The sequence below is a fragment of the Halolamina sp. CBA1230 genome (assembly GCF_002025255.2).
Classification (GTDB): domain Archaea; phylum Halobacteriota; class Halobacteria; order Halobacteriales; family Haloferacaceae; genus Halolamina.
The window spans coordinates 1-18827 of record NZ_CP054589.1; the positions used below are offsets into that span (position 1 = coordinate 1).

Annotated in this window: 14 protein-coding genes and 3 pseudogenes; 7 read left to right on the top strand and 10 right to left on the bottom strand. The window is 53.4% G+C overall.

Going from position 1 to position 18827, the window contains the following annotated elements; all coding sequences use genetic code 11:
• Positions 1–9 precede the first annotated feature (9 nt).
• On the top strand, positions 10–540 hold the full coding sequence (locus B4589_RS16475) for a metal-dependent hydrolase (protein WP_079235440.1): 531 nt from the start codon (positions 10–12) through the stop codon (positions 538–540).
• 2 nt (positions 541–542) lie between these two features.
• Positions 543–1061, top strand: a complete 519-nt coding sequence (locus B4589_RS16480; protein WP_079235439.1) for an NUDIX hydrolase — start codon at positions 543–545, stop codon at positions 1059–1061.
• A gap of 3 nt (positions 1062–1064) precedes the next feature.
• On the opposite strand, the gene B4589_RS16485 is transcribed toward B4589_RS16480, so the two are convergent.
• The 8 genes and pseudogenes from B4589_RS16485 to B4589_RS18520 all read right to left on the bottom strand — a co-directional run bounded on the left by B4589_RS16485 (position 1065) and on the right by B4589_RS18520 (position 10529).
• Positions 1065–2303 (bottom strand): glycosyltransferase family 4 protein, encoded by a 1239-nt coding sequence (locus B4589_RS16485; protein ID WP_079235438.1) that lies wholly within the window; start codon positions 2301–2303, stop codon positions 1065–1067.
• Positions 2304–2324: 21 nt separating this feature from the next.
• Complete coding sequence (locus tag B4589_RS16490) at positions 2325–3344, bottom strand: NAD-dependent epimerase/dehydratase family protein (protein ID WP_079235437.1); 1020 nt, start codon at positions 3342–3344, stop codon at positions 2325–2327.
• On the bottom strand, positions 3341–4354 hold the full coding sequence (locus B4589_RS16495; protein WP_079235436.1) for an NAD-dependent epimerase/dehydratase family protein: 1014 nt from the start codon (positions 4352–4354) through the stop codon (positions 3341–3343). The genes B4589_RS16490 and B4589_RS16495 overlap by 4 nt, the downstream gene beginning before the upstream one ends.
• Before the next feature lie 63 nt (positions 4355–4417).
• Positions 4418–5761: a sulfatase gene (locus B4589_RS16500; RefSeq protein ID WP_079235435.1), complete on the bottom strand. Its 1344-nt coding sequence runs from the start codon at positions 5759–5761 to the stop codon at positions 4418–4420.
• Positions 5762–5875: 114 nt separating this feature from the next.
• A complete protein-coding gene (locus tag B4589_RS16505; RefSeq protein WP_176330567.1) occupies positions 5876–7066 on the bottom strand; it encodes a glycosyltransferase family 4 protein in 1191 nt (396 codons plus the stop codon).
• A gap of 25 nt (positions 7067–7091) precedes the next feature.
• Positions 7092–8525 (bottom strand): sulfatase, encoded by a 1434-nt coding sequence (locus B4589_RS16510; protein ID WP_079235433.1) that lies wholly within the window; start codon positions 8523–8525, stop codon positions 7092–7094.
• Between the two features lie 37 nt (positions 8526–8562).
• Positions 8563–9792, bottom strand: a complete 1230-nt coding sequence (locus B4589_RS16515) for a sulfatase-like hydrolase/transferase (RefSeq protein WP_079235432.1) — start codon at positions 9790–9792, stop codon at positions 8563–8565.
• A 121-nt stretch (positions 9793–9913) separates the two neighbouring features.
• Positions 9914–10529: pseudogene (locus B4589_RS18520) on the bottom strand (IS6 family transposase).
• Between the two features lie 367 nt (positions 10530–10896).
• Here B4589_RS18520 and B4589_RS16525 point away from each other — a divergent pair.
• From B4589_RS16525 to B4589_RS16540, 4 genes and pseudogenes are all read left to right on the top strand, one after another.
• A complete protein-coding gene (locus tag B4589_RS16525; protein WP_079235431.1) occupies positions 10897–11991 on the top strand; it encodes a glycosyltransferase family 4 protein in 1095 nt (364 codons plus the stop codon).
• The gene (locus tag B4589_RS16530) at positions 11984–13921 is read left to right on the top strand and encodes a hypothetical protein (protein ID WP_143414407.1); all 1938 of its coding nucleotides are present in this window, start codon (positions 11984–11986) and stop codon (positions 13919–13921) included. The genes B4589_RS16525 and B4589_RS16530 overlap by 8 nt, the downstream gene beginning before the upstream one ends.
• Positions 13922–13925: 4 nt before the next feature.
• Positions 13926–15089 (top strand): glycosyltransferase family 4 protein, encoded by a 1164-nt coding sequence (locus B4589_RS16535; protein ID WP_079235429.1) that lies wholly within the window; start codon positions 13926–13928, stop codon positions 15087–15089.
• A gap of 355 nt (positions 15090–15444) precedes the next feature.
• Positions 15445–15782 (top strand): annotated as a pseudogene (locus B4589_RS16540) (IS1595 family transposase); the annotation flags it as partial.
• 75 nt (positions 15783–15857) lie between these two features.
• Here the strand turns inward: B4589_RS16540 and B4589_RS16545 are convergent.
• Entirely contained in the window at positions 15858–16802 is a 945-nt protein-coding gene (locus tag B4589_RS16545; protein ID WP_255246176.1) for a sulfatase-like hydrolase/transferase, read from the bottom strand.
• A 342-nt stretch (positions 16803–17144) separates the two neighbouring features.
• Here B4589_RS16545 and B4589_RS16550 point away from each other — a divergent pair.
• Positions 17145–18029 (top strand): annotated as a pseudogene (locus tag B4589_RS16550) (IS1595 family transposase).
• A 2-nt stretch (positions 18030–18031) separates the two neighbouring features.
• On the opposite strand, the gene B4589_RS16555 reads toward B4589_RS16550, so the two are convergent.
• Positions 18032–18814: a hypothetical protein gene (locus tag B4589_RS16555; protein ID WP_079235428.1), complete on the bottom strand. Its 783-nt coding sequence runs from the start codon at positions 18812–18814 to the stop codon at positions 18032–18034.
• Positions 18815–18827: the final 13 nt, after the last annotated feature.

The window sequence follows — 18827 nt, forward strand, 5'->3', positions numbered from 1 at the left end:
ACCTCGTGTATGGATGTATTGACGCATCTGTTTCTTCCGGTCGCAGTTGCTTATGCGATTCGACCCGATCTCTTTCCTTCCCCACGGTATTTTGCCTTGGCAATATTCGCGATTCTCCCTGATTTCGACAAGCTACTCGGGATTCCGGGACTTCTCCACTCTGTCTTTGCAGTCGGCGTAATCGGTTCGGTCGCTTTTGTCCTCGAACGTCGATTTGCTGGCACTAGATCATATGCAGCTGTTGCGACTATCTTTCTGGCTAGTCATCTCCTACTGGATTTCCTTGATGGTGGCCCCGTTACGTTTCTGTATCCGCTTATCGAAACAGGTGTTGGATTGGAGTACCCCTCACAGATCGTTTTTGGCGACGCTGTTCAGGACGTCGCCGTCCGCAATCCCCTTCCCCGTGTTCAAGCCGATGCTACTAATTCGGCCCGAGAAGCGTATTCACTGGTGAATGGCTACGGAATACTGTCGGCACTCGTATTTGTGACAGTGTATTTCGGGATTCAATCCCGGCGCCGCTACAAGGATCGATAGATATGGGATCATACACCCTCACCTACTGTCCTACTTGCGGCACTGTGCTTGTCGACAAACAGATCGAAGGGCGGACACGTCGATACTGCCAGGAGTGTGAGACCCCGATTTACCGAAACCCCAAGCCGTGCGCGGGAGTACTCGTCGTTGACGAGGGCGATATATTGCTCGTGAAGCGCACGCAACCCCCCGGTGTTGGTACGTGGAGCGTCCCTGCAGGGTTTCTGGAGTACGACGAGCCCCCCGCTCTCGGTGCTGTTCGAGAACTCGAAGAAGAAACCAGTGTAACGGCTTCAGAGGAAGATCTGGAACTGTTCGATACTGCATTCGTTACTGCGGGCGAACGGGAGAACGTCCTCGTCATCATCTATCGCGTCGAACGAAGTGCGACGAAAGGAGACCCTGAACCTGGCTCCGATGCAGGGGACGCCCAATTCTGGGAGATGGGGGCCTTTGAGAGTGAAGACGAACAAATCGAACCTGGCTACGAGGATATTTTTCAGCGCGCTCGAAGGCTTTGAGCGCTACTCCGTGAGTATCCGATAGTAGTCGTCAATCGATTCGTCCACGGTGAAGTTCTCCTCAAACGCCTCACGTGCGTTCTCCCCCTGTTTCTCAACGAGTTCAGGGGTTGACTTCCAATGTTCGATAGCATCGACAATGCCGTCCACATCTCCCTGTGGGACGTGAATCCCGGCGTCGAACTGTTCAACAATCCGGGATTCGTCGTCGTCCGGTTGCGCGATTGTGAGGACAGGTTCTCCAGCCGCCATCGCGCTGTAGAGTTTGCTGGAGACGCAGATTCCCTCAAATCCTTCCTTGACCGTGACGACCGACACGTCCGCAGACGTGAGACTGTACGGGAGGTCGTCCCATGGTTGGTACGGGAGGAACTCCACCGTATCGCCTTTGATGTCGAGTTCTTCGGCTAGGGAGACGATATTCGATTTGTTGTCTCCCTCGCCGATGATGAGGAAGCCGACATCTTCGTCCTCGAACTCGGCAGCAGCCTCAACCAGCGTTTCGAGGTCGTGGAAGTCGCCGATGTTCCCTGAGTAGAGGATTGTAAACTGGTCGACGAGCCCGTGTTCCTCGCTGAACCAGTTCTCTTCCTTGTCCATCGGCTGGATGAACTCCTCGTCCTCCCAGTTGTGAATGATTTCGACCTTGCTCTCGTCGAACTTGGGGCCCGCGTTGCGGCTGATTCGCTCCTTCATCACGGGACCGAGTGCGACGATGTGCTTCGCTGCGAGGAAGGCACGCCGGTTGAAGAAATCCCAGATGCGGTGGGGGATACTCTCTTCGGGGATGTAGTCAAGTTCGACTGGTTGGTCGGGATAGAGGTCGTAGACGATGTAGGTGTAGTCCCACCCCCGAATACGACAGGCGAGCCACATCGCAACGGGCAGGAAGGGGGGATTCGAGACGAAGATCACCTCACGTTCCTTCTCCGTTTGGCCCAACAGCATAACGACGAACATCCAGACTGTGAAGATCCCCCAGTTGAACAAGCGTCGTGGAATCGACGACTGGCGAACCTGGGGTGCACGGATACGTTTGACCTGGACGCCTTCGTGTGTGGACACACGAGGTTGTTTCTCGTTCTCACCGCTGTGGTAGTTTGGTTGCCCGGTGAGAACGGTCATATCCAACCCGCGCTCTTCGAGTCCGACCGCGAGGTCGGTCATGAGCTGACCGGTCGAAGCTGTGTCGGGGTGGAAATACTCCGTAACGAGAACGTATTCTTTGTTTGCGTCAGCCATTAGAAAACCCGCGTTGCTGAGTTAGCGCTCGTGGAGGAGCGTTTCGAGATTTTCGCGGACGTAGTCTGGATCGCGGTTTTCGACGTACCAATCGAGTGTATTCTTGATACCTTCCTCGACAGTGTACTGGGGTTCCCAGCCGAGGAGTTCCTCTGCCCGACTCGTATCCGCGGCGCGGTGGCGGACGCCCTGAGGTTTGTCGGTCATATAGTTGATCTCGTCGGGCTCCCAGTCGAGGTAATCGAAGATGATCTCGACGGCCTCGTTCATCGTCACATAGCGACTGATCCCCGCATTGACCGGGGTGCCGTCCGTGATGTTCTCCGCGGCCAGTCGGAGCGCGTTAGTAATGTCCTTGACGTAGGTGAAATTCCTCGTTTGTTCGCCGTCACCCCAGATTTGGAACGGATCTTGGCCGGCGTAGGCTTTGGCCATAAACGCGACAATCGCGTGCGTTTCGTTCTCACGGGGGCCATAGGCCGTGAAGATTCGGACGGCGCTGGTGTCGATGTCGTACTGTTCGTTGTAGGCCTGGAGCGAGCGCTCGCCCATGAGCTTTGCCCAGCCGTACACTTCGTCGGCGTAGGCGCCGCCGCGTTCCTCGAAACTCACCATATCTTCACGCAGGCGCTGTCGTTCTTGCTGGATGTCCGTCGGGTACGTACAGGCACTGGAAGCGAAACAAATGCGGCCGACGCCGTTCTTCGCAGCGGTCTCGTAGACGATGTTGTCGAGCGCCATGTTCGTGGCGCAGTTCGCGGGGTACTGCGAGATGTATCCGCGCCCGCCGTGGTCCGCAGCGAGGTGGAAGACTGTATCGATGTCCTCCGACGCTTCGTCAGCGAAGTCCCAGTGTTTTAGATTACCTTCGAGGACCTCGATTTGGTCTTTGACTTCTTCCAGGTTCTCCATTTCGCCGCTGGAGAAGTCGTCGGCGACGCGGACGTCAGCGCCTTCGGCTACGAGGTCTTCGACGAGATGACTTCCGATAAATGACGCACCACCCGTGACGAGTACTCGCTCGTCAGTCCACTCACTCATGTGTCACCTCCGTCTGCGACAGCGGCCTGTTTAGTCCCTTCGAGTTCTTTCTCTGCCCATTCGTATACGCGTTCAAGACCGTCTTCGAGTTTTACTGATGGCTCCCAGTCGAGCTCGGCCTTCATCTTCGTCATGTCCGCAGCGTACTTGTCGGTCCCTGTCGGCATCGAGAGGTCGTGTTCGATGGAGAGATCCTTTCCGCTGATCTCGATAATTTTCTCGGCGAGTTCGTTCATACTGACGACTTCCTTGGAGTTTCCGAGGTTGATCGGTTCCCCGTCGGATTTCTTCTCCATCGTCTCGATCATCCCGTCGACGAGGTCGGTGACGTAGATGAATCCGCGTTCCTGCGTACCGTCGCCGAAGAGTTCGATCGAGTCACCATCTTCGGCTTCGATCGCTTTCCGGCAGAGTGACGGAATCACGTGGCTACTGTCTGGGTCGAGATTCTCACGTGGGCCGTACGCGTTGAAGATACGGACGCTGCTGGTCTGGACTTCACTGTCCTCGTGATACGCGTCGCATGCAACTTCACCCAGGATCTTCGCCCACCCGTACGTACTGTGTGGGTTTGCGGGGATTGCCTGATCCTCGCTGAACTTGTTCAAATCGTCGTGTTCTTGTCGGTAAATGCAGGCGCTCGACGCGAAGAGGAATCGGTCGATATCGTTGATCCGAGCGGCTTCCAGCATGTGCTGGTTCATCAGCACGCTCGGCGTGAGTCCGCCGATGTTCTCCCGCTGGATGTAGTGAATGCCGCCGACGCTTGCTGCTAGGTGAAAGACGTGATCGACTCCTTCAGTTGCTTCGATACAGCCTTTGTGCGTGGTGAGATCGACCGGTCTGATCTCGACATCGTCAGCGATGTGCTCGAGTTTGTCGTGCCCTTTCGAGAAGTTGTCTGCGACGATTACATCAGCGCCACGCGAGTTCAGTTCTTCGGTCAGGAATGACCCGATGAAGCCGGCTCCTCCAGTTACAAGAACGGTTTGATTTCCCCAATCGGTCATACATATGGATATCTGTTGCCCGTCAATAATCTTGCTATTGCGATAACTATCAGATAGGTACCGCTACAGATATCCGAGGTCCTCGAGGCGGTCTTCGACGTCAGTCTCGACGTCTCCCTGGAGATATTTCGCCTCCACGTCGAGTTCGTCGAGTCGCGCTAACACTGCTTCACGGACGACTGCTGCATCGGGATGGTCGCGGTCGACTTGCTCGAACTTCCCATCGCGAAGGTCAAACAGCCGGTGTTCGTTGTGAATCTCGTCGCCTTCGTAGAGCCAGTCCTTGGAACGGGCACCGACGATGACCTCGCCTTCCACCTCGTGCTCTGCCATAATGTAATCACGGGGGTCGTCGACGCCGGGAACTTGTCCTTCATACTCATCTGGAATCTCAAGTCCAAGTACGTCGTGAATTAGAGGGGGGATGTCGAGAAGACTCACCAGTTGGTCCTTAGCGTCGTCAAGATAATCCGGACCATTTGCAACAATGAGTGGGACGTGAAGCAACTCGTCGTATATCCGCTCAGGCTTTCCGTACTGGCCGTACTCACCGAAAAGTTCACCGTGGTCAGATGTGATAATAACTAGTGTGTCTTCGTAACGACCAGTCTCTTGGAGATTGGTGAGTATACGATCGATTTGGTCGAATGTATATTCGATTGCGGCCTCGTACAGTTGCTTCAGCTTCCGTATTTCCTCGTCCGATAGTGTTTCCGGATTCCGAAGTAACGCAGAATACCATTCCGAAACGTCGGACTGGGTCGCGTCAGGTACGCCGTGTCGTTCACGATATTCTTCTGGTGGAAAGCACGGGTGGTGAACGTCCATATAGTGGGTCCAGCAGAAGAATGATTCGTCGGTCTCGTTGAGCCACTCGATGGTGTCGTCAGTGATGACCTCGGCGCTCACGTAGGGGCGAGGTTTGCCTTTGACGAGCTGGTAGGATTTCTTGATGGCGTCCGTGATGTGAAGAGTATCGTCTACCTTTCGGAGTTTCGGGTTGTTGATCTCGATACCGCGGGGGAAGATTTTCGTTGCGATCCCCATCAAGGGATTCTGGTAGTCCTTAAACTCGTCGTAGCCAACGTCATAATTGAAATGGGTAGAGAGAAAGGGGTTACATTGGAACCCGCCCGTCGCCAGTCCCGCCTTCCGGATTTCTGTACTGACTCTCGGTCGCCCGTCTATGAGTGGCCCGAGACCGCCATACGAGAGCGGAAGTGTGCCCGTGAGCATTGCCGGAAAGGATGGTGTAGTTCCTGGCCCAGTGGCGAAGGCTCGATTGAAGGAGTGGCCGTCTCTAGCGGCCTTTTTTATATTTTCAGTTGAAGATTTGATGGATGCATCCTGACCAAAGTGGTCCGCCCGTAACGAGTCGATAGTGACCAGCAGGACGTTCTCTACCATTGTTCGGCCGTTCCGTTTCAGTTCGTATATATGTTGGTGAAGCCGTCTTGCGGTATTCGAACTGCGAAAAGTTTGCTGGGAAGTATTGGATACCGATTTGCCACTTGTAGGCGGTCACTCACAGATGCGTTCATACACGTTGACAGTCTTACGAGCAACGCCGTCCCAGGAATACTCGGTTTTTGCTCTTTCTATCGCTGCTTCGCTCATTGAAGCCCGTCGCTGGTCGTCGTTCAATAACTCGTCAACGGCCCCTGCGATTTCGTCGGGCCGTTCGGGGGGGACTAGAATTCCAGTTTCGTTAGTAATCTGTTCCGGAATACCGCCGACAGTGGTCGAAACGACGGGCGTACCCGCTGCGAGCGATTCGAGCGTGACGAGAGGGAAGACATCAGACCGAGTCGGGAAGACGAACAGATCCGCGCGACGATAGAACGCCTCCAGCACATCTTGGTCTGCGTAGCCGAGATATCGAACGTTCTCCTGGTCGAATTCTTCCAATCGTTCGACGTACTTTTCGGTTTCCGGTGGTCCGGCGACGATGAGAGTACATTCGGTCTCGAGTTGCTCGTAGGCGTCGAGAAGGTCGCCAATACCCTTGCTCGTGATGAGCTTCCCGACGAAGAATAGCAGTGGTCGGTTCGATGGGAGGTCGAAATTCAGGAGGTCAGTGCCTGGTTTATCCAGATTGAGTCGGACACCGTTCGGGACGACCGTCGTTGGGACTGTGGGAAGCATTTCGTTCAATCGCTGTTCGTCGCTCTCCGAGAGTGCGAAGAGTGCCTCAGCGTTCCCGAGGACCCATCGATACGGCCGCAGAAATGCCAGGTTGAAGACGAATTGCTGGGCACCCGACATCTCCATACTTTCGGGAAGGTCCGGAATCTTGCTGATACCATGGGTTGTCATTACGTACGGAACGCTCGCAAGTCGACACCGTATCGCGGCGGAGAGCAATCCCCAGAGTGGGACCGCGTTGTGAAAGTGTGCAACGTCGTACTCTCCGAGTGGGCGCGGCGTCGACAGTTCCGTCCATACGACGGTGTTTTCGTAATTTCCGGCTGAGCCCACTATCGCCCTTCCGATGTTTCGTAGCAGCGTCCGGGACGGCGTCGTCTCGAACCCACCTGTCAGTCCGAGTTCCTCGGCGAGTAACTCGTCGTACTTGCCGGCCATCTTGACGGTATCGACGTCGGCGTATGATTTGAGGTGGTCGCCAAGCTGGAGGCCCGCACGGATAGCGCCGCCGCGCTTATCGGGGGAGGAGACGACGACGTTCAAAACTGTAAGTTCGTCGTCCGCCACAGGCGACGCAGCCGGCGTCATTGGTTCATTCGACGTACCCGAGCTGTTTGAGCTGTTCGCTCGTTTTGTGGTCTATGTCGAGATCGTCGACGCTGGAGAGGCGTTCGTGACGTCGCTCGCCTTCTTCCATCCACGTCGCCAGCAGTGACTCCATCTCGTCGGCTCTCTCCGGCTGCTCGTCGACGAGGTTGAGCTGTTCGTCCGGGTCGTTGTTAAGATCGTAGAGGAACCGGTTCTCGTCGTGGAGGTAGCGTTCGAGGTAGTACCGCGGATTGCGGACGATCTCCCAGATTAACCCACGCTGGTAAATTTGTTTCACGGTATCGAGCATCGTTCCAACGTCGCGGTTCGGTTCGTCAACCTTCATGTACTTCCACTCGTCTGTCCGGACAGAGTAAAACGACGGATAAACGTCCCGGAACCGGGTCTCAGAGAATACAGGTGCGGAGCTTCCAGGAGGGCCAAACGGGGGGAGTTCTCGGCCTTCGACCGTCTCGGGAACGTCTGTGACGCCGGTAGCACTCATCACCGTTACTGGTACGTCGACCAGGCACGCAGTCTCCTCGACGACCTGTGGTTCGATGCCCGATTCCGTGGCCGGTTTGACAACCAGGGGGACGTGGATCAGTTCGTCGTACGGGAGGTGGCCGTGAGTAAGACGGTCGTGTTCGTTGAACGCGTCGCCGTGGTCGCCGAGAACCACGATCATCGTCTCGTCGTAGATTCCCTGAGTTTCGAGCGCATCGACGATGCGACCAAGCTCGTCGTCGTTGTAGCTGATACCACCGTCGTAGAGCGCTTTCAGTTGTTCGAGATCCGCGTCCGTTTCGACGTCGGGAAGGGTGTCTCGCTGACCATCGACAGGCCCATGGTACTCGGGATTGGTGTAGTCTCTATAACCCTCCGGCGGGTCGTAGGGCATGTGGGGTTCGATGGACCAGCAGAACGCGAAGAAATCGTCTCCGGCGTCGGTTTCGAGCCACTCGACGACCGAATCGCTGAGGTCTTCGGCTCGTGGGAGTGCGATCTCGTCTCGGTCTTCGTGTTCGAGTTCCTCCGAGTCGGTGTCGCGAGTCTGTCTCTTCGCGACGATATCGGAGTCCTTGTAGAGGTCGTGATAGGTGTCGAACCCGCGGCCGTAGCCGATACTCGCCGAGACGTTCCCCATCGTGGAAAAGCCGGCAGATGTGATACCGACCTGTGAAAGCGTTTCGGGGAGGCGGGTAATATCTGCGTCGAAGACATCTTCCCTGGACCGTGTACCATGTAATGGTGGGTACGCGCCTGTCAGGAGCGAGGCACCGACTGGTTTGGTCCAAGTCGCTGGTGAGAAGCAGTTCTCGTAGCGGACGCCTTCTTCGGCGAGTCTGTCTATCGTCGGTGTCGTATCGCGGTCGTAACCGTAACAGGAGACGTGGTCAGCGCGGAGCGCGTCGAGGACGTAGATGAGGACGTTCATCGGTTATTTTTACTCTTATTTATATGCCGTCTGTAGCTCATATGTATCCGAGATCGTCTAGTCGTTCTTTCGTCTCGTCATCGAGGTCTGTCGTCTCAACTGCTTCGGAACGCGTACCGAGATCCTCAATGTATTCTTCCGCAGTTGTTCGATCAAACGAGGGTGCACCGTAGGTCATATGACCCGGTGTGAATTGTTTGAATGCCTCGATGAACGCACGGTCCTTTCGTATCTGTTTTCCTTTATAGCTTTTCGCCAGTATGCCCAGATACACGAGAAGCGCGTCTTTGTACGAACTCTCTACAAAGACGTGCCCTCCGTCCCCGTTCCAGCAACTCTTGACTTCGGTAGCTATGTTACTTAACAGGTCACTATTATAAAATACCATCTCAAAGTGATTGTAGCCGATATCATCAGTCTTGTTCCATATCGGCTCACCAGACATCTGTTCGAGGTCCACTTGGTCGGTGTCGAGGACCTCTGTGAGCGTAGGGAACAGGTCTATGTGTCGGATGGCTGTTTCCTGTTCACCGCTGTCGAGAGTCGGGTGAACGAACGTCGTCGGAACGTACACGAGCTCTGGGCAGGCCACATGGTTGTGCCCGAGCATTCCATACTCCCCAAGGAGTTCCCCGTGGTCACTCGTGTATATAAGGAGAGTTTCGTCTTCGATCCCACGTTCACGAACACACTGGATTGCATCTTCGAAGCGGTCGAGAGAGGTGTCGACGGCGGACTCGTAATCTCGCCTGATCTGTTCATTATCTCCTGCGACTCTGTTCAGGTACTCGGGACCTGTTTCAGCAACCTGATCGTACGTGTCTGGGTCGTACCCGTTGTAAGGAGCGTGTCCGCCGGGATCTCTGACGACCCAAATAAACGGCCTCTCGGTATCGTCGAGATGTGCAGATTCAGCCATCTGAAAGATGCGATGCAAATCTTCGTGCATCGTCCCCTCTTTGGCGGAGAAATAGGTATTCCAGCCATCTAAATCGACAAGAGAGACAATATCGGTAGAAAGCACATTTGAAAACCCGACAACACCGTGTTCTGGAACGTTCAGTCCCGTCAGCATAGTCGCAAACGATGCGGGGGTGTGAAGCGAAGCAGCGATTGTCTTGAATGTCGGGCCGTAGTTTAAGAGTCGTTGGTTGATTGATTGATATCTGACAGCGTCGCCTACAAAGAGGACGATATTCTTTATGTCTGCTTTCTGTAGGTTTCTCCAGATCCCTGTCATTTCAATATGGATTGGCTGGAACTGCATTTATAAGTATTGGTCGATATATTTCGACGATGGCACTCCTATAGAATTTCCGTGGCGTCACTAACCATGCTACCGACAACAATCTTCGGGTGAGTGGCGGCACTGTTCAGATTAGCTGATTTCAAATGAAGGCGAACGTTTGGAGCCATGTTTCTGCGGAGCAGCAGTTGCATGGCGGAAATGCGTAGCAAACTGCTGGGTGAGGCGTTTTCAGTTCTTTGAACAGCCGTTCGACAGCATTCCGATTCCCATGAGTCATATGCTGAAATCGGAGTGATAGATCAAACTACGCCCCTGCAGCCATGCGCCATCGACGAGAAACAGGCTGTCGGCAACGTCGTGTTTCCCAGTCAGTTCCTACAGGAACTATTTTGTCAATACGATCATTAGGTTGGAAAAAGCCGGACATGGAGAGAATTCGATGATGTTGGAATCCACTGTGACATACAGCCAAAAAGCGGCTGTTAGTTAAGCTGAATCACCGTTTCGTCGATCGCAACGTGATTTGGGCTCTTCCCGCTAGTCAGCTGTAGGCCAGCTTTCTGCATCCAACTGCGCACGGTTGAGCGACACCGATCGACACCCGGGCCAGCTAAGACCGGGGTATCCGCCAATGAAAGTCCCACAGCATGCAGCTGGGTATCCAACTTCATCGCCGGCTCGGGTGTCACTTCTCGCTCCACAAATCCTAACTCAGAGCCACTACTAAATCCAGTGAGGCGAGCTGTTTGTGGCATGGAAACCTACAACTCGCACCGCCTCGTTCTTCAGACCTTATCTAAACAGTGCCCATCGCCCAGCACCGCCATTTATATAATCGAAACGATACAGCTAATTCATCAACATGCTATACCCGGCCGTTTCCTTCCTGCTAAGGTTGACGCCCTCTCTTTCTCTCGACAGTAAATTATTAATACTCTGCTGGCTATACGACTGTATACGATCGGCCAGTATGTGTGGTCTGTGTTTTAGAAAAGATGATTCTATGTTCGAATTTCTCTGTCGTGCTGTCTTGTCCGTTTCGAGATCTTGCAGGCATTATGTAGACCAGTATGGAATGATAATACACAGTAATTGTTTGTCTGTGGTAGAAGATGAATCATCATGGACGTAGTTGATGTTGTCGACGAACACTCTGGAAGCGATGCGGACAAAGTAGCGATATTTACCAGAAACTTTTCTCCTTCAAATGGCATAAGTCAAGTGATCAGTCAACAAATATCAGAACTGGCGTCTGCAGGCAAAGACGTGTCTGTGTTTTGTTTTAAAAATCGATTCGATTCAGTCGAATATTCATCCGTCACCAGTCTCTACAGTCCCGACAACGCAATCCTCTCGGGTATGTACGACATAGTTAGTCCATTTAATCCTGTTTCTACATCTGCTCTCTTACGTTCACTCCGGGAGTTTGACGCCGCCATCGTCCACCAGTATCCGTTTGATGTCGTATCACACCTGTGTAAAAAAATGCACGGAACTGCATATATTCGGTGGTATCACCACGACCTTGAGGCCCGCGAGTCCGGAAAGGGATTTGTTAACAAGGTCCACATCCGGATCAATTCAGTCCTGAAAACGCGGATCCCGAGTTACCTAGATCCAGACGTAGTGTGTACGGTAAGTAAGTCGTCACGAGAGGAGTTCGAACGAAAGACCGGGAAGGAGGCCATCGTCGTGCAAAACAAGGTCAACACAGAGCGCTTTTCCGACCCGAAAACCCCCGACGAATTAGAGGTAACGTACGGCCTTGACCCGACGCGACCGACGATCGTATACGTTGGTCGCATCAACACTAATAAAAACATACACGATCTTGTTGAAGCGTACAACGACGTCAGCGAGACAGTCAGAGACGTTCAACTAATCCTTGTCGGCGAAATCCAAGAGGAACAGTACGCCAAAGAGTTGACCGACATGGCCTGTGGGGAGGTTTTTTTAACAGGGTGGGTTTCGGACGACACCCTCGCCGGGATATACTCGGTTGCTGACGTTTATTCGTCTGCGTCAATCTCGGAGGGCTTCAACCTTCCGATAGCCGAGGCACGACTGTTCGACTGTCCGATCGTCGTCTTTGATATCCCGCCGCATCGAGAGAATCTCAGTGACTACGACCGGGGATATCTCGTCGACCCGGGAGACCTGAGCACATTCTCTGATGCGCTCGCACGGTCTCTGTCCGAGAGGCGACACGATGAGTAACAAGATACTGTCTCTCGGACGCACCTTCAGACCCGACGAGGTTGTCCTCTCCGTGATGCTGGTGCTGACAGCACTTCTGCTGGTGGGTGTCAGCAGAGTTCTGGGTGTCATCACTGCTATCAAAGGCGGATACCTCCTCCTGGGTGTCGGTATCGCGACGCTGTTGAATTTCCTCAGGGTACGTGACCGAGTAAAGATATCGAAAGACGTGAATCCGCCGGGGTGGCTGTGGAAATCGGTCGCAACCCTACTGTTCGGTTCCGTCGCCTTGGCCGTAGTTCTTGGGAGCCGCACGTTCGTATTACTCTTCTGTTATCCAGTCATCCTGGCTCTGATAGCCTTCCAGTTGCGGTACAAACTATCGGTTCACCGAATACTGATTCAGGTAGTCGGGCTATACAGTCTCAATCCACTGACCAAGTACATTACCAATGGGTTATATTTCGGCAGTGGTGATACGTTCAAACACGCCCGGATTGTCGAGAAGGTCGTCAATACAGGGATGCTGGCTGGGATAACTAATCCTAGGTACGCGGACTTTCCCGGTTTACATATACTATCCGCATCTGTTGCGGAGTTTGCGAAGATATCTCCGTACGACGCCCTTATTCTATCTGGAATCGTAACATACGCGGGCGTGCTGTTACCGAGTATGTACCTATTTTCGAGGAGATTGAAATTAAAAAAAGCAGAGGCGTGTGCGGTCGTGATTGCGCTCTCGTCGTTGAGTCCAATGCAGTATTACAGCACATACGTGTTCCCTCAGTCGATCGCTATTCCTATAATCGCGCTCTTACTACTGGTTGTATTCAACACTGGATCCAACAGACAGAGTTCGAGGTGGACAGTGGTAGGCGTCCTCTCCTCTATTTTCCTTATAATCTTGCATGATTTCACGATAATACTAATAATCCCACTTTTGATTTTGATACTCATCCTGGAGAAGGGAGCTAATTTAACCATTCTGAATGAAAACCACCAAATAATTAATGACAATTATTTATTGGTGCTGACAATCTGTGTCGGAGCGGTCGCATACTGGACGTTGGTAGGAAAAGAATTCATCATTACTCTCACCACCGCACTTGTCGTGGCGATACAGAGATACACTTCCTCTAGCCCGACTGCACGGGATGCATCGTCTTACTGGTACGATATTGCCCGACCAACAGAGACGGTGCTGACAGCGTTTTCCGACCTCAGTTCGTGGGCCGGGATTCACAACACACTGCTCATCGCCGCGTCCATCCTCGGAATAGCAGCAGTAATCGAGTCAATGAGACGGTATCGGAGGGCACTCCCGATCATGCTTGTGAGCGTCATTGTGTTACCCTTTAGTGTCAAACTTCCTATTGTAATAAAATCTATCGGCCGATTCAAGCATGGATTCGGGATTTTCTTTGCCTTGATTGTCGGTATAGGTTTGTACAGAGCAGTCGAAGTGGAATCGAAAGCTGGACTGCTCATGGCGTTACTTTTGATTACTGGCCTCGGAACAACAGGGGCCATCATCTCCAGTGACGACCAGTATTCTCTCCATGAAGAGCGTCAGATCCAGAGAGAATTTACCGAAAGAGAATACAACGAACTCAGGAGCGTAGGGGAATTCACACAGAAAACCGAAGTACGCGTTGACGCGCTGTGGCTGTCGAGACTAGTTCTGAAAGATCGGCACCGGATATTTCAAACGAACCGGGCGACGTTAACCTCAACGGGAGTCAACATCGACACGAACTTGCTCCTCTACCGGTGGCGTTGGTCGGATCACGTGATACTGAACGTCGAAGATGCAACCCTAGCCAGTTTCACCAAAGCCAGGATGAGTAGAAACACACTCGAAACTACGGTCAGCAGGGAAAGTAAGATATACAGCAGCGGTTCTCTGGGGATTTTGTACACTCAAGACAGTACGGTCAAACTCTCGGAATAACACTATGAACCTGCTCCAAGTTTCTCCGTATCCAGCTTGGCCACCGGATTTCGGGGGAGCACAGCGCGTTCACGGCCTTGTTTCGGAGGTTCATCCCGAATGGACCGTCACCCGGTTCGCCCTTAATTTGAGTAGTCCTCGATCTGTCGACCAAACGATAGAAATTGCCGACGACTACATCGAGTACAGATACTCCCCTAGCATTGCCGGGATCATCCCCGATGCTGTGAACCTCCGCCGTCTCTGGCCGTCACCTATGTTACACGTAGTTCGACACCGACAGTTGCGTAAGTACGTTCGGACTGCGGACCTCATACAAGTGGAACATCCCGGCCTGTTCCCTTATCTTCATAGGATCAAACCCGATGAGACACCCATCGTATATTCGAGTCATAATATCGAATCCGAGCGCGTACAGGCCCCAGAAATAATACGCCCGGCGATACGCTGGCGGCTGAGTAAGCTTGAGCGATACGCGGTGAAAAATGCTGACATCGTTATCACTGTCTCGGAGGAGGAGCGCGATTGGTACAGAAACGAGTATTCGTCGGACAGCAGCTACCACGTCGCTTACAACGGAACAAATGTCAGAATAGACTCTGATTCACGAGAGATCAACCGCGACGAGCTAGCGCATCATAATAATTCGGATAAATTGAGCTGTATCTTCGTTGGGAGCGATTACGAACCCAACAATCGCGCTGTCAACGAAATTGTCTCTTGGTCGGACCATATTGACGGCGACAGCATAGAGTTTCTCATCATCGGTAGTGTATGCAGTGACATTGACGAAACCGAAATACCGTCCAACCTCAAGCCGGTCGGATACGTTGAGGACCTTTCTCCGTGGTATGCAATCAGTGACGTCGGTATTAATCCCGTGCACACTGGTTCTGGATCGAATACAAAAATTCCGGAGTTTTTGGCCCACGGACTTCCAACGGTGACGACTCCGTTCGGTGCGAGTGGGTTTCCCGTCGAAGATGGCTATCATCTGCTCGAGAGACCGTTGTCAGAATTTCCGGCGACACTCCGGGCGATCAACAAGGGGACGATCGATACAGACCAGTTGCGCCACCACGCCCTCGAGATTGTTGAGGAGAAGCTACACTGGAGCCAGATATCGAGGAACGTGTTAGAAATGTATAAGGGATTGTTGTCAGAGTAACCATCAACTACTTGCACGTCGCAAGTCGCTTTCCGGAAGTCTTCCGTTTAAAACGGATAGCGTACTATCTAGTTTTGCACCTCTTCAGTGAGAATACGTCTATCTAACGCCTGATTCGTCCGGTGTCGGTTGTAATAGTCTCTGAACCACCGTAGCCACCGCCGAGAACTGGAATGACTGCCCCGCCAAAACGAATGAAGCGGTCGATTCGTATGGTGATGGTGTGGAACCATTTTTCGAAGCGGTTCTGCTCCGTATAGTTGAACGCTCTTCTGCAGGAGATTATTGATACTGCTGAGCTGCCGCAATCGAGTCGAAGAGGACAAGGACACCGCGTCAGCGGTGTCCGACACGGATGATTCCGCTAGATGTGTTTGGGTCGGAATCGGTCGCAGCGGACCTGCTCCAACAGGTTCGCGGGCGTGACGCCGTTTCCTGTCCTCGCTGCCGTTCTGAGCGAACGGTCAGAAACGGCAGCTATGGACAGTTTCAGCGGTATCTCTGTAAGGATTACGACCGCACGTTTAATGATAAGACCGGCACGATCTTCGACCACTCGAAGATTGCGCTTCGCAAATGGTTGTTCTCGATCTACGCGTTTTGCGGTTTAACACGAGTCTCCGGCAGTTACAGCGCGAAATCGAAGTCACCTACAAAACGACCCACAGGCGTGTCGCGCGCTTCGCTATTGCAGCGATCGACACCCAACCAGTCGAAGACAGCCTCGGCTTCACGAAGCGACAGCCCTACCGAGTGAAGTCGAACCCATCAACTAACACCATTACCGTCGCTTTTCTCGCCACGACTTTGCTCAATGTAGCCCAGCGACTCAAGCCGGTCATCGACAGACAAATCAACTTTATCGTTTGTTACCTCGGGGGTATACTCCCCAGAATCAGAGGCTTTCGTCTCCACCCACGGTACTTCGCGGAGTGTCGATATCGCGGGACCGCCGTGGCCGTACAGCCCCCACTCACCCATGCATTCTCCGTGGTCGGCAGAGAGCACAACCTTCTCTTCGTCGATATTATTCAGTACGGTTTCGACTTCATCGAGCACGTACCGTAGATTGTCGAGATACGCCTCCCAGACCTGCTCCGTCTCCACCCGCCCCCGCATGGTCGCACGCCAAATCGACCGTTCGTAATCATCCGTGTACTCTGTCAAGTCGGGGTGTGGCACAAAGGATGCGTGAGGTTGCATATAGTGTCCAATCAAGTACTCAGGTGACTGATTTCTCGCGGTGTCGATTATCCTATCTGTTATTGATTCTGCGCGGACCGTTTGAAGCCGCGAGTCGTCCCATTCGTATCGCCAAACTTCGTCAAGAGCAGAGAAGTCGTTAGGGTCCAATTTGTCTGCAGAAAAGGGGTTCCCAGTGATATGGATGGTTTCATTCATCTCGAGAGCGTACTCGTCCGTGAAGTTTTTCGCCATCCACTCCGGTGAATTGCTTCCAACCGATAGTTCTGTATCGACTGACGATATGAAATCGTATTCTTGGGCGACTGCTCGAATTGCATCAGGGCGACAGGCATCCAATATAAGGAGCACGCCCCAATCACGGTCATAAATTGGCGTCCCGTATTCCGCCCGTACCAGATCGGAGGCTTGTTTTAATCCGTGTTTCCAGATATCGTGTGCCGTTCGTTTGATGCCCGAGTACCCATTTGCCCAGATGTCATTAGACCGCGCCTTCACGAAATCCCTCATGTAGTGATAGTTCCCATTTATCCTCAAACTATTTCTATCAGTCGGTTTAATACGGTATTGTTATCGTGTTGTCCCCAACTTTAACCCACTGGCTGTTGGTTCCGTTCGACCGATAGAGGCCCACAGGCTGCCCGCTAGCCCCGTTGTGGGTCGCATAAGTGGCGTTGTCTGGTGGAGCTGGAGCCGTTGATGCGGTCAAGTCTTGGCCCGGCTGCCCAAATATCAGGACGGATTGAACAACAAAATAAGGATCGCTCATCCGTAGGAGATTGTTGATACTGCTGAGCGGTCGCTGTAGAGACAAAGAGGACAAGGGCACCGCGTCAGCGGTGCCCGACACGAATGATTCCGCTCGATGTGTTTGGTTCGGAATCGGTCGCAGCGGACCTGCTGCAACAGGTCCGCTGGCGTGACGGTGTTACTTGTCCTCGCTGCCGTTCTGACCGGACGGTCAGAAACGACAGCTACAGGGAGTTTCAGCGGTATCTCTGTAAGAATTGCGACCGCACGTTCAACGACAAGACCGGCACGATCTTCGCTCACTCGAAGATTGCACTCCGCCGGTGGTTGTTCTCGATCTACGCGTTCCTTCGGTTCAACACGAGTCTGAGACAGTTACAGTGAGAAATCGAGGTGACTTACAAGACGATCCACCGGCGCATCGAGCGCTTCGCCAGAGCGCTCGATGCGCCTTCCCTCGATCTCGTTGGGCCGGTCGAAATCGACGAAGTGTACGTCTCTGCTGGAATGAAAGGCCGCGAGCGCGACGGTCCGTCGCGCTCGCGTGGTCTATCCACACGAGGACGTGGTTCGTACGATGGCGACAAACCACCCGTGTTCATTCTCGCTGATCGAGGAACTGGACAGCGGTACGTGATCCCTGCGAAAGCCGCCGACGAATCGACGATTCGACTCCTGCTGGCCGACCGCAAAGAGGAGTCGCTCACCGTCTATACCGACGGCTTTCGAGCATACGAACCGCTCGACGAGGACGACGCATTCGACCGCGAATACGTCGTCCACGGCGATGGTGAATACGCCGATGACGAAGTACACGTCAACACCTGCGAGAGCCACGCGTCGCTGACGCGACGGTGGCTCTCACCGCATCGAGGCATCTCAAAGGACAAGCTGACACAGTATCTCAGAGCGTTCCAGCTCCGCCGAGAGTTATACAGAAAACCGGGACGAGACGCACTCAAACACGCTGTCCGAGCGACGCTCTGAAATCAACAATGTGCTACGCAAGAGCGATAAGGATTATAGTTGTCTTCAACAAACCGAGCATCACGGTCGGCGATAAACTGCTGTCGGCCTGCTTGACTCCCGGCCGCATTTGTCAGCCCTCCCCCAATATTGAGAGCTGCATCGCTTGACAGCTGCAGCGCGTTGATGTGAGTCCAGTTGCTGTCGAACAGACCGTAATTATTGTCGACGGTCATCCGACCCAAGCCGGCCCCGCCGCCCTCCTCGATGAAAGCAATGGGAGTGCCGTCGTCGCGGAAACCGCGCAGGACTTTTCCGCCGATCCCGGCAGTGACGCGGCCGGCTAAACAGTTGCCCTTGTTCTCTGAGACAATCCCAAAAATCGCGTCGCCCCAGTCAGTTGTGACAGTGATGCCGGGTCTGTCGACCCCGCCCACCGAGTCATCCCCGAAGAGCAAATTGTAGTCCATTGGCCAGTAGGCAAATGGGGACGGGCCTGACCCTTCGTCCCTTAGATTGGCCACATAGTGGATGCGTCGTGGGTCCCCGGCTGCGAAGTCGCCGACCGCTGAGGCCGTCTTGAGAGTGATTTTCTTGATGCTGGAGAAGGGATTTAGCTCAAGGTTTACCGTGCTTGTGTCTGTCGTTTCGACGACGCAGTTATCCCAGTCACTCCCAATTATATGCACGTCATTGGGGATTTCGTCGATAACGTAGGTTCTGTCCTCAAGGATATATCGGCCCGCCCCCTCTTGGACGATTGACGATAAGTCTTCGTCGGACGACACCCATCTGTCGCTATTCACGTTCTTCTGTACT